This is a genomic window from Pseudomonas mohnii, assembly GCF_900105115.1.
Classification (GTDB): Bacteria; Pseudomonadota; Gammaproteobacteria; order Pseudomonadales; family Pseudomonadaceae; genus Aquipseudomonas; species Aquipseudomonas mohnii.
Window position 1 is genome coordinate 5,590,251 of record NZ_FNRV01000001.1, and the last position, 12,111, is coordinate 5,602,361.

Consider the following 12,111-nt stretch of genomic DNA (forward strand, 5'->3'; position numbering starts at 1 on the left):
TTCAATACACCCAAACTTCAACCCGCCGATTCTTGATCCGCCCCTCATCGGCGCTATTGGCCGCCACAGGCATTTCGGCGCCAAACCCGCGAACGTCGCGCAGCACCACGCCACTTTTCACCAGTTCCCGCCGCACCGCCATGGCCCGCAGTTTTGACAGCAGGTCAGCGCGCGCCGGGTCGCTCTTGGCATCGCCAAACCCTACCAGTGTGACCTGCCGATCGGTTTTGCCGCGCTGCTTTATATAGTCGAGCACCCGTGACAGGTCCTGTCGCGCCTTGTTGTCCAGGCTGGCGCTGCCTTCTTCGAAGCGAAAGTTCACGGTCAGGCGCTGGGCGTGGCGACTGAGTCCCTGGTAGGCCTCGGGCATCAGTGCGTTGGGCGTGACGGTCATGGCCTGCACGGTCTGGGCGATAAACCCGTTGGCCGCGACAATCGCCTGGCCCTGGCTGCTTTGGGCGAACGCTACCAGCGCGTCGGCCCAGGGATTTTTCCCGTTGGGCGGCAGGTAGAGGAACAAGCGGCGGGACAGGGGATAGTCTTCCGTGGCGATCAGGCTGTTGAGCGGCAGCATGGCCTGGGATTGGCCGTCGACAATCGCCACCGGTTTGGCCGAGCGCACGTACGGCAGGCCAATGAAGCCGATTCCTTGTGGGTCGAGGCTGACCGCGTCCGACAATTGCTCGCTGGATTCGAAACGTTTCGCTGCACCGCTCAGGGTTTTCCCGCGACGGCTGAGGACCAGTTCCTTGAAGGTGTCGTAGGTGCCGGAGTGATCATCCCGCGCATACAGATGAATGGCCCCGCCACGGCCGCCGAGTTCTTCCCAGGTTTTGACCTCGCCACTGAAGAGGCGTGCCAGTTGCTCGGTATCGAGTTGGTTCAGCGGGTTTTGCGGGTGAAGGATAATGGCCAGGCCGTCGATGGCGATGACCTGCTCGGCGGCCGCGCTTTTCAGATCACCCAGGGATCGGAGGTCAACCAACTCGCTGTCCTTGATCGGGCGCGATGAAGCGGCCAGATCGGCCCTGCCGGCCTTCAGTGCGCTGAAGCCGGTGCTGGAGCCGTGGGCCGCGAGTTCGACTTCGACCCGGCGCCCTTGCGGGGTTTCACCGACTATTCGCAGTTCGTTGGCCTTGTCCGGCGCTTCGCTGTGCACCTTGAGCAAGCCCTGTTCGCGCAACAGTCCTTCGACCAGCGCCGGACCGAGTGCCGCTCCGATGGTGTTGGAGCCCTGGATGCTGAGCACCGGGCCATGGTCCGGCACCGGCAAACTGTTGGCCGAGGTCATCAGCGGCAAGCAGGTGCACAGCATCAACAGGAATAAACCGCGCAGCGTCATGCCGGCACCTTGAATGGCTAAAGGAGGTGCCGGGAGATTAAGTCAGTAGGGTTTCAGAGAGATGACAGTTTTCCAATGTCAGAGCGAGCCTGCTCGCGATGAGGGCCTGGCATTCAATATTCAGTTGGATGACAGTCCGCCATCGCGAGCAGGCGCGATCCCACAGGAGATTGTATTCAGCTCAATTCAAGCCAGATCGGCGCATGATCGGAGGGTTTTTCCATGCCGCGCAGTTCGTAGTCCACGCCGGCATCCTTGATCCGTGGCAACAGTCCATGGGACGCCATGATCAGGTCGATGCGCAGTCCACGCTTGGGCTCGTCTTCAAAACCGCGGCTGCGGTAGTCGAACCAGCTGAACATGTCGGTCACCTGCGGGTTCAGGTGACGGAAACTGTCCACCAGGCCCCAGTTTTTCAGGCGGGCCATCCACTCGCGCTCTTCCGGCAGGAAGCTGCATTTACCGGTTTTCAGCCAACGCTTCATGTTGTCCGGGCCGATCCCGATGTCGCAGTCTTCCGGGGAAATGTTCACATCGCCCATGACCACCAACGGCTGGTCGTTACGGAACTGGCTTTCCAGCAACTGCTGCAGATCGCTGTAGAAGCGTTCCTTGGCCGGGAATTTGGTCGGGTGGTCGCGACTTTCGCCTTGAGGGAAATAGCCGTTCATGATGGTCACCGGCACGTCATTGGCGTCGGCGAACGTGCCCCAGATAAAGCGCCGCTGGGCATCTTCATCATCGGTGGCGAAGCCTTTGTGCAGCGCGAGCGGTTCTTTGCGCGACAGCAGGGCGACGCCGTAGTGACCTTTTTGTCCATGGAAATACACGTGGTAGCCCAGGGCTCTGACTTCATCGAGCGGAAACTGGTCGTCATGGACCTTGGTTTCCTGCAGCCCGATCACGTCGGGCTGGTGTTTGTCGATCAGCGCCGCCAGCTGATGGGGACGGGCACGCAGCCCGTTGATGTTGAAAGAGACGATCTTCATGGTCGGCAGTCCTGGCAAAAGGGCGATGCTAGCTGACATGTCGGCATCGGGCCAGTGTCGGGATGGAGTGGGTGCAGCCGGCTTTTATATTGACTGACTGATCGGCGAGTCTGGTCTATACCTGTGAGGGGGAACTGTGTTGCCACCCAAAGGCTCCTACCAACAAGAGCACAGCCATTCGAGCTGTGCCGGGGAGAATGACCGTCATGCCCGAAACGTCCACCGCCATCGCCGATATTCACATGCTCGACAGGGGCTATTCCCGCGAAGCACGTTCCCTGTTGTACCAGGCTTACCGGCACGAGCCGACGTTCGGCTACCTGTTCGAAGCCGAGCGTCCCGGTTATGAACAGCGGGTGCGCGCCACGGTACGTGAGCTGGTCAAGCAACACTTTCTCCAGGATTTGCCGGCCATCGGCCTGCTGGTCAACGATCGCTTGATCGGCATCGCCCTGATCGCGCCGCCGCAACGGCGCCTGGGCATCACTGAAAGTTGGGCCTGGCGCCTGCGGATGGTGCTGAGCACCGGGTTTCGCTGCACCCGTCGCTACCTTGAATATCACGATGCGGTGATGGCTTGTGTGCCGTCCGACTCGGTGCATTTGCTGCCATTGCTGGGGATTCATCCGCAATTCCAGGGCAAGCACTTCGGCGAACAACTGCTGCAAGCGGTGCACAACTGGTGCGCGGTGGATGAACATTCTCAGGGCGTGGTGCTCGACACCGGCAATCCGCGTTATCTGGAGTTCTATAAGCGTCAGGGTTATGAGGAAATTGGTGAGGTCGCTGTAGGACCGATCCGCGAACACGTGTTTTTTCACGCCAATCCTCAAGTCGTACAAACCGCAACGGCCTGACCGTCGAACTTTTGGGGCGCACCGGGCTCTATCACGCTCCCATGTTCATCAAGCATGCTCGTGATAGCATCCGCGCCTATGAAGTTTCCAGGAAGAATTACCAGTGGCGTGCTGATGCTGATTTCCAGCTGCGCGGCACTGGCCCAAAGTGAATTGGATGTGCGGATCAAACCGTCCAACGATGAACTGAAAGCCAATATAGAGGGCTATGTCGGCAGTCTCGGCGATCGTGACGAGGAAGCCTTGCAGCGCTTCAGTCGGGGTGCCGAGGAACAGGCGCGCAAGGCCGCCCAGGCCTTGGGTTATTACCAGCCGCAGATCGACAGCGACGTGAAGGGCGGCAAGACACCACGCCTGATACTGAACATCGACCCCGGCGAACCGGTGCATCTGCGCAACGTCACCATCCGCATCGACGGCCCGGCCGCCTCGCTCAAATCCTTTCGTGTGCCCAATGACCATTCGCTGAAAACCGGTGCGGTGCTCAACCATGGCCATTATGAAGATGCCAAGCGGCTGATCCAGAACCAGGCCTCGCGCTATGGCTTTTTCAGCGGGCGTTTTACCCGTTCGACATTGTCGGTGGACCCGCGAGCCGGCGTGGCCGATATCGAGCTGGTCTATGACAGTGGTCCGCGTTACGCCCTGGGCAAGGTCAGTTTCGAAGGCGATACGCCCTTCGACGAAGACCTGCTGCAACGCATGGTGCCGTTCAAGGCAGGCGCGCCGTATGACTCCGAGCTGATTGCCGAACTCAACCAAGCCCTGCAATCGAGCGGTTATTTCGAGGGCGTGCGAGTGGACGCGGCGCCGACCGCGTCCAGGGACAACGTGATCCCGGTGGACGTCAGGCTCGAAACCCGCAAGCCGCGGACCATGGGCCTTGGCCTGGGGTACTCCACCGATGTCGGCCCGCGGATCAAAGCCAACTGGACGCGGCATTGGGTCAACCCGCAGGGGCACAGCTATGGCTGGGAAACCGAGGTCTCGGCGCCACGGCAAAACGTCGGGGTGTTCTATGACATTCCTCTGGACCCGCCACTGACGGACAAACTGCGTTTCGCCGGTGGTTATCAGAATGAAGAAATCGCGGACAGGGACAGCCTCAGCAAACTCCTGACCATCGGTCCCGAATGGCACAGCAAGTTGCCCAGTGGATGGCAACGGGTGGTGTCACTCAAGTGGCAACGCGAGGAGTACCGGCTCGGCGACGACTCGGGACTCAGTAACCTGCTGATGCCCGGCGTGAGCTATTCGTACCTCAAAAGCGATAACCGCATCGACCCGCACAATGGCTATCGCCTGCAATTCGAAAGCAAGGTGGCCAAGGAAGGTCTGGGGTCGGATAACAACCTGGTGTACGGCACGGCGCTGGTGAAGGGCTTGACCACGGTGTTCGACAAACACCGCTTCCTCGGTCGGGTGCAAGTCGGCGGCAGTGCCACCAACGGCTATAAGTCGGTTCCGCCATCGCTGCGCTTCTTCGCCGGTGGCGATCAGAGTGTGCGCGGCTACGACTATCAGAGCCTGTCCCCGGAAAACAATGAGGGTGACCGCATCGGGGGCCGCTACATGGTCGCCGCCAGCGCGGAGTATCAATATTCCATTGCCGAAAAATGGCGTGTCGCCACGTTCATCGACCAGGGCAATTCCTTCAATACACTTGAACTGCCGAATCTGAAGACCGGTGTCGGTATCGGTGTGCGCTGGGTATCACCAGTGGGGCCGATCCGCCTCGACCTGGCCCACGCGCTGGACGACGATGGCGGCATTCGACTGCACTTTTCCATGGGGCCCGAGTTGTGAAGCGTGGTTTGAACCTATCGCTGCTGGCGATCCTGACGCTGCTGATGCTGGTCGCCCTGACCCTGGCCACGGTGCTGGGCACGGCGGCGGGCAGCCGGTGGGCGCTTGGCTTTGTGCCGAGTTTGACCCTGGACAACTTCCAGGGGCGGCTGGGCGGGCAATGGAGCGCCGATCGCGTTGTGTGGCAGCAAGACGCCAGCCAGGTCGAACTGAGCAAGGTGATTTTTGCCTGGTCGCCGCTGTGCCTGACGCGCATGACCTTGTGCATCGAACAATTGAAGGCTGATCAGGTCAGCCTGCAATTCCCGCCGGGCGGTGAAGAACAAAGCAGCGGGCCGATCAGCCTGCCGGATTTGAAATTACCGGTGGCGCTGGAGCTGGGTGACGTGCAGGTCGGCAGCTTGCGGTTCAACGGCAGCGAGCAGCTCAAGGGCCTGCAACTGACGGCGCACTGGACCGAGAAGGGGATGCAGATCGACTCGGTAAAACTGCAGCGGGACGATCTGAACCTGAATTTGACCGGGCAGCTGCAACCGGGCGGCAACTGGCCGCTCAGCGCTGAGGGGCAATTGACCCTGTCGACCCCCGCGCCCTGGACGCTGGCCCTGAAAATCGACGGTGATTTGCTCAAGACCCTCAACCTGAAAGCCGACAGCAGCGGATACCTCAACGGCCAACTGACCGGCCAACTGCAACCGCTGGTGGAGAACCTGCCGGCCAAGGTGCGCATCATCGCTGACGGTTTCAAGCCCGGCGCCGATCTGCCGGACACCTTGCAACTCAATCAACTTGAACTCACGGGTGACGGCGACCTGAAAAACGGCTACGCGCTGCTCGGCAAGGCCACGTTACCGGCCGAACAAGGGCCTGTTGCGCTGGTGCTGCAAGGCAAGGTCGACGCCAATGGCGCGCAGATCGCCGCGCTGGACCTGACGGCCAGCGACAAGCAACACCTAAAACTTACGGGGCAAGTCGACTGGGGCAAAGGCCTGAGTGCCGAGGCGAAAATCGATTGGCTGGACTTTCCGTGGCACCGCCTCTATCCGCTGATCGATGAGCCGCAAGTGGCTCTGCGCAGCTTCAATGGCGAAGTTTCCTACACGGACGGTCAGTACCTCGGCCACTTCAACGCCGCGCTGGACGGTCCGGCCGGGGCGTTCAGCCTGACCAGTCCGTTCGCGGGTGACCTGACGAAAATCTACCTGCAACAGATTCAGCTCGCGGCCGGCCAGGGCAAGGCTGAAGGGCATCTGAACCTGCAGTTCGCCAATGGCATCGCCTGGGATACCGCGCTGGATTTGTCGGCGATCAACCCGGCGTACTGGGTGGCGGAATTGCCCGGCACCCTGGCCGGCCCGTTGCGCAGCCAAGGGGAAATCAAGGATGAAAAACTCAGCCTGAGCGCCGACCTTGATCTGAAAGGCAAACTGCGTGGCCAGCCTGCGGTGATCCAGGCCAAGGCCAATGGCGGCGGCGAGCAGTGGAACCTCGATGCGCTGCAGATACGCCTGGGCGACAACAGCATCAACGGCAAGGGCAGCCTGCAACAGAAGCTCGCCGGGCAGATCGATATCAAGCTGCCGCGTCTGGCCCAGCTCTGGCCGCAATTGCGCGGTCAGCTCAATGGCCGGATTGATGTCGCCGGCACGCTCAAGGCCCCCCAAGGCAAGCTAGGTCTGCAAGGCAACCAGCTGGCGTTCGCCGACAATCGGCTGCAAAGCCTGAACCTGGACGCCACCCTCGACAGCGCGCAACGGGCGAAAATCGACCTCAAGGGCAGCGGGATCCAGGCCGGCGACACCTCTCTCGGCACCCTGACCGCCAGTGGGCAGGGCGATATCAAAAGCCAGAAACTGACCCTCGACCTGCAAGGGCCGAAGCTGAAGCTGGCCCTCGGTCTTGATGGCAGCCTGGACAACGGCAACTGGCGCGGACGCCTGGCCAGTGGCGATATCCAGGCCGGTGGCCAGGACTGGAGGCTGCAAGGCCCGGCAAAACTGGAGCGGCTGGCGGACGGCAAGATCAACTTCGGCGCCCATTGCTGGCAGTCCGGCCCGGCCAGTTTGTGCGGCGAAGACCAGCGTCTGATGCCTGATCCGAAACTGCGCTATCACCTCAAGCAGTTCCCTATCGAAAGCCTCGCGCAGTGGTTGCCGAAAGACTTTGCCTGGCAGGGCCGACTCAACGCCGACGTGCAACTGGATCTTCCCGCCAGCGGCCCGAACGGCCAGGTCAGCCTCGACGCCAGCGGTGGCGTCTTGCGCATGCGCGAGAAAGACCAGTGGCTGGACTTTCCGTACCAGGCCCTGAAGCTCACCAGCAAATTCACGCCCAAACGTATCGACACCGACCTCAACTTCGTCGGCGGCAAGCTCGGCGAACTGATGGTGCAGGCGCAGATCAACCCGCTGCCCAAGAACAAACCCCTGAGCGGTTCATTCCGCTTGAGTGGCCTGGACCTGTCGGTGGCGCGACCGTTTGTGCCCATGGTCGAAAAGCTGACTGGCCGTTTGAACGGCAGCGGCACGATTTCCGGTGGGCTGCTGGCGCCCCAGGTCAATGGCAATCTGTTGCTCAGCGATGGCCAGGTTTCCGGGCCGGAACTGCCACTGGAGATTGAGGCGTTGCAACTTCAGGCCGTCATCGCCGGCGAAACCGTGCAATTGAACGGTGGCTGGAAAAGCGGCAAGACCGGGCAGGGCAGTTTGAGCGGCAGCGTTGCCTGGGGTCAGGCTCTGGTGGTGGACCTGGCGCTCAAGGGCTCACAGTTGCCGGTCACCGTTGAGCCCTACGCCAAGCTGGAAGTGGCGCCGGACCTGAAGATCTCGATCAAGGACGACAAGCTCGCGGTTTCCGGGAAAGTGCAGGTGCCCAAGGGCGAAATCACCATTCGCGAGCTGCCGCCATCGACGGTCAAAGTCTCCGGTGACACGGTGATCGTCGGCCAGCAGACCGAACAGGGCAAGCCGCCGATGGCCACGCTGATGGACATCGATGTGGTGGTCGGCGAGGACAAACTGAGCTTCGCCGGGTTTGGCCTCACGGCCAATCTGCAAGGTCATGTGCACATCGGCGACAACATGGACACCCGGGGTGAACTCTGGCTCAACGACGGCCGCTATCGCGCCTACGGTCAGCGGTTGACCGTGCGTCGTGCGCGTTTACTGTTTGCCGGGCCGATCGATCAGCCTTACCTCGACATCGAAGCCATTCGCAAGACCGACGACGTGATCGCCGGCATTCGCTTGAGCGGCAGCGCCGAGCAGCCGACCACGCAGATTTTTTCCGAGCCGGCCATGAGTCAGGAGCAGGCGCTGTCCTACCTGGTGTTGGGCCGTCCGCTGAGCAGCAACGGCGAGGATAACAACATGCTCGCCCAGGCGGCCCTCGGGTTGGGGCTGATGGGCAGTTCCGGGGTCACTAGCGGGCTGGCCAAGAACCTGGGTATTCAGGACTTCCAGCTCGACACCCAGGGCAGCGGCAACACCACCAGCGTGGTGGCGAGCGGCAACCTCTCCGAGAAGCTCAGCCTGCGCTATGGCGTGGGCGTGTTCGAACCGGCGAACACCATTGCCTTGCGTTACAAACTGAGCAAAAAGGTCTACCTCGAAGCCGCTGGCGGCGTGGCCAGTTCGCTGGACATCTTCTACAAGCGGGATTTCTAGGTCCCGTTTTCTCCAAAACCTGCTCTCAACCTTCGCTGGCTTGCCAGCGAAGGCGTCACCGCGTTCGCCGTTAATATCCGATGCCGTTAGTCAACTAATTACAAAGCATGCTAACTATTGCGTTGACATTCGCTGCCTAAGCAGTAACATCTCGACATACATTCACTGCCTAGGCAGCTAACTGGTGTCCAGATGAAACATTTCACCCCAGACGATTTCCACAATTGCCACCTTGGTCTGCTGCTCGGCCGCGCCGCGCTGCTCAAGGACCGGATCATCGACACCCACATGGAGCCTCACGGCATCACCGCGGCGCAGTTCAAGGTGCTGATCATCATGGCCCAGTTCGGCGTCGATACCCCGGCCGAGCTGTGCCGGCACCTGTCGCTGGACAGCGGTTCGATGACCCGAATGCTCGATCGTCTGGAACAGAAAGGTTTCCTTGCCCGCCAACGCTGCGAAGCCGATCGCCGGCAGGTCCAGCTGGTGCTGACCGAAGAGGGCGAGAAACTGGCCGCTCTGTTGCCGCACATCGGTGCCGAAGCCATGAACGAACTGGCGGGCGGCATCACCCCTGAAGAGTTGAAGACGCTGGAACAGATCCTGAAGAAAATCCTGGTGGCAGCCGGTGACGCGATCACCTTGCTGCGGGTAGGTGACAAATGAGCAGCAAAACCCTGCGTACCGGTTTGAGCCTGGTGCTGTTGGCCATGACCCTCGCCGGTTGTGCCAATTACAGCGGCCTGAATACCGAAGGTGTCAGCCTCGAGGCGAAAAACCTCAAGGCCGGGCAATCCCTCAGCGGCGTGAAGCTTTCGCCGGCGGCCTGGCCGAAGAGCGACTGGTGGACAAGCCTCGGCGACCCTCAGCTCGACGGCCTGATTCGCGAAGCCCTGCACGACAGCCCTGACATGCAGATCGCCGACGCCCGTGCCCATCAGGCCAGCGCCGCCGCATACGCCGCCGATGCCGCGCGGATGCCTACCCTCGATGCCAGCGCCGGCGTGACCCGTTCGCGTCTGGCCCGTGATCAAGACCCGAGCGGGCAGGGTGACAACTACTCCACCCTGCGTAACATCGGCGCCAGTTTCAATTACAACTTCGACCTCTGGGGTGGCCAGCGAGACGCCTGGGAAGCCGCATTGGGCCAGGCCCGTGCCGCTGAAATCGATCAGCAGGCCGCGCAGTTGACCTTGTCCGCCGACGTGGCCCGCGCGTACAGCGATCTGGGGCAGGCGCACATCGTCTATGACCTGTCCGCCGAAGACCTCAAGCGCACCCGGCAGATGCTCGATTTGAGCCAGCGCCGCCTGAGCGCCGGGATCGACAGTCAGTACCAGTTCCAGCAGACCGAAAGCCTGGAGGCCACCTCTGAAGCGAACCTGATTGACGCCGAGAAACGCCTGCAAAGCGCCAAAATCGCCCTGGCCGTGCTGCTGGGCAAGGGCCCGGATCGCGGTAACGAGATCGCCCGGCCGAAAGTCCTTCAGGCCAGCGCCGTGGCGTTGCCATCGGTGCTGCCGGCAGAGTTGCTCGGTCGTCGCCCGGACCTGGTAGCGGCGCGCTGGCGGGTTGAGGCAGCCAGTAAAAACATCGACGCAGGCAAAACCCAGTTTTATCCCAACTTGAACCTGAGTGCGGCGGCCGGTGCCCAATCGTTGTTGGGTGACGCGATGTTCGGTTCGGCCAGTCGTTTCTTCAACGTCGGGCCAACGATTTCACTGCCGATCTTCGATGGCGGCCGCCTGCGCGCCGACCTCGACTCCCGCGACGCCGATTACGACCTCGCCGTGGCGCAGTACAACAAAAGCCTGGTGAAGGCGTTGGGGGATGTCAGCGACAGCATCAACCAGTTGCGTGACATCGGCCGGCAAATCGCCGCCCAACAACACGCCACTGACATCGCCCAGGACTCTTACAACACCGTGGTCCAGCGGTATGGTTCCGGCATCGGTAACTACCTGGACGTGCTCAGCATCGAGCAGCAACTGCTCCAGGCCCAGCGGCAGCTGGCCAACCTGAATGCCGAGCAGATCGACTTGTCGATCCAACTGATGCAGGCGCTGGGCGGCGGGTTTACGCCCGACACCATCGCTTCAGCCAACACATCGCCAGCCACGCTGAGCCACTAATTCAAGGTATTTGCCATGGCCACTGCCGATACAACTCAAACTGCTGAAAACACTCCAGGCAATCCCAACTCGGGCAAGCGCAAGTTCATGCTGCTGATCCTCGCGGTGGCGGTGGCGCTGAGCGGCGCGGGCGTCTGGGCCTACCACGAGTTTTACGGTCGCTGGAGCGAAAGCACCGACGACGCCTACGTGAATGGCAACGTGGTGGAAATCACTCCGCTGGTGACCGGCACCGTGGTCAGCATCGGTGCCGATGATGGCGATCTGGTCCACGAAGGCCAGGTGTTGGTGAACTTCGACCCGAACGATGCCGAAATCGGTTTGCAAAGTGCCCAGGCCAATCTGGCCCGTACCGTGCGTCAGGTGCGCGGCCTGTATAGCAACGTCGACGGCCAGAAAGCCCAGGTCAATGCCCAGCAGGCAGAAGTGCAGAAAGCGCAGGACAACTTCAATCGCCGCAAGAACCTCGCTGCGGGCGGGGCGATTTCCCAGGAGGAACTGTCCCACGCCCGTGATGACCTGACCTCGGCGCAAAACGCTCTGGCCGACGCCAGGCAGCGACTCAAAACCACCAGTGCCCTGGTGGATGACACCGTGGTGTCGTCGCATCCGGACGTGATGGCCGCCGCCGCGCAATTGCGCCAGGCGTACCTGAACAATTCGCGCAGCACCTTGATCGCGCCGGTCACCGGTTACGTGGCCAAGCGCACCGTGCAGCTTGGCCAGCGTGTGCAGCCGGGCACGGCGCTGATGGCGGTGATCCCGCTGGATCAGTTGTGGATCGACGCCAACTTCAAGGAAACCCAGTTGCGTGACATGCGCATCGGTCAGCCAGTGGAAATCGAAACCGACCTTTACGGCAGTGCTGTGAAATACAGCGGCACCATCGACAGTCTTGGCGCCGGTACTGGCAGCGCGTTCGCCCTGTTGCCCGCGCAGAACGCCACCGGTAACTGGATCAAGATCGTGCAGCGCGTGCCGGTGCGGATTCACGTCAACGCCGATGAGCTGGCCAGGCACCCGCTGCGGGTCGGCCTGTCGACCGTGGTCGATGTGAACCTGCATGATCAGAGTGGCCCGGTGCTGGCGCAACAGCCACCGCAAAAGGCCTCGTTCAGCACCAACATCTATGACCGTCAGTTGGCCGAGGCCGACGCGATGATTACTCAACTGATCCACGACAACAGCGCGGCAGTCAGCAAAACCGCGCAACGCTGATTCGCCTATGTGCAGCACGCCGCCCCTCTGTGGGAGCGAGCAAGCTCGCTCCCACAGGGTCAGCTGCGTCTGTAACAGGCGCAGCGCCAATCCCGCTGCAAA

The 12,111-nt window shown here is 61.5% G+C and carries 8 protein-coding genes; 6 read left to right on the plus strand and 2 right to left on the minus strand.

The window, feature by feature from the left end:
• Position 1: 1 nt before the first annotated feature.
• On the minus strand, positions 2-1,342 hold the full coding sequence (locus BLV61_RS26150; protein ID WP_090468386.1) for a substrate-binding domain-containing protein: 1,341 nt from the start codon (positions 1,340-1,342) through the stop codon (positions 2-4).
• A gap of 176 nt (positions 1,343-1,518) precedes the next feature.
• Positions 1,519-2,331: an exodeoxyribonuclease III gene (gene xthA / locus BLV61_RS26155; RefSeq protein WP_090468388.1), complete on the minus strand. Its 813-nt coding sequence runs from the start codon at positions 2,329-2,331 to the stop codon at positions 1,519-1,521.
• A 206-nt stretch (positions 2,332-2,537) separates the two neighbouring features.
• On the opposite strand from xthA, the gene BLV61_RS26160 reads away from it, so the two are divergent.
• The 6 genes from BLV61_RS26160 (at position 2,538) to BLV61_RS26185 (ending at position 12,009) form a co-directional block, all read left to right on the plus strand.
• Positions 2,538-3,188, plus strand: a complete 651-nt coding sequence (locus BLV61_RS26160) for a GNAT family N-acetyltransferase (RefSeq protein WP_047538431.1) — start codon at positions 2,538-2,540, stop codon at positions 3,186-3,188.
• A 78-nt stretch (positions 3,189-3,266) separates the two neighbouring features.
• Positions 3,267-4,994 carry an autotransporter assembly complex protein TamA gene (locus BLV61_RS26165; protein ID WP_090468390.1) on the plus strand — a complete coding sequence of 576 codons (1,728 nt, stop codon included), beginning with the start codon at positions 3,267-3,269 and terminating at the stop codon, positions 4,992-4,994.
• On the plus strand, positions 4,991-8,659 hold the full coding sequence (locus BLV61_RS26170) for a translocation/assembly module TamB domain-containing protein (RefSeq protein WP_090468392.1): 3,669 nt from the start codon (positions 4,991-4,993) through the stop codon (positions 8,657-8,659). The genes BLV61_RS26165 and BLV61_RS26170 overlap by 4 nt, the downstream gene beginning before the upstream one ends.
• Before the next feature lie 192 nt (positions 8,660-8,851).
• Positions 8,852-9,325 carry a MarR family winged helix-turn-helix transcriptional regulator gene (locus tag BLV61_RS26175; RefSeq protein WP_090468394.1) on the plus strand — a complete coding sequence of 158 codons (474 nt, stop codon included), beginning with the start codon at positions 8,852-8,854 and terminating at the stop codon, positions 9,323-9,325.
• On the plus strand, positions 9,322-10,791 hold the full coding sequence (locus tag BLV61_RS26180; RefSeq protein WP_090468396.1) for an efflux transporter outer membrane subunit: 1,470 nt from the start codon (positions 9,322-9,324) through the stop codon (positions 10,789-10,791). The genes BLV61_RS26175 and BLV61_RS26180 overlap by 4 nt, the downstream gene beginning before the upstream one ends.
• A 15-nt stretch (positions 10,792-10,806) precedes the next feature.
• Positions 10,807-12,009: an HlyD/EmrA/EmrK family protein gene (locus tag BLV61_RS26185; protein ID WP_047527616.1), complete on the plus strand. Its 1,203-nt coding sequence runs from the start codon at positions 10,807-10,809 to the stop codon at positions 12,007-12,009.
• Positions 12,010-12,111 lie beyond the last annotated feature (102 nt).

Bases quoted from the DNA above. Each gene is read 5' to 3' on its own strand.
- BLV61_RS26150 (WP_090468386.1), bottom strand. From the start codon at position 1,342: ATGACGCTGCGCGGTTTATTCCTGTTGATGCTGTGCACCTGCTTGCCG.
- xthA (WP_090468388.1), bottom strand. From the start codon at position 2,331: ATGAAGATCGTCTCTTTCAACATCAACGGGCTGCGTGCCCGTCCCCAT.
- BLV61_RS26160 (WP_047538431.1), top strand. From the start codon at position 2,538: ATGCCCGAAACGTCCACCGCCATCGCCGATATTCACATGCTCGACAGG.
- BLV61_RS26165 (WP_090468390.1), top strand. From the start codon at position 3,267: ATGAAGTTTCCAGGAAGAATTACCAGTGGCGTGCTGATGCTGATTTCC.
- BLV61_RS26175 (WP_090468394.1), top strand. From the start codon at position 8,852: ATGAAACATTTCACCCCAGACGATTTCCACAATTGCCACCTTGGTCTG.
- BLV61_RS26180 (WP_090468396.1), top strand. From the start codon at position 9,322: ATGAGCAGCAAAACCCTGCGTACCGGTTTGAGCCTGGTGCTGTTGGCC.
- BLV61_RS26185 (WP_047527616.1), top strand. From the start codon at position 10,807: ATGGCCACTGCCGATACAACTCAAACTGCTGAAAACACTCCAGGCAAT.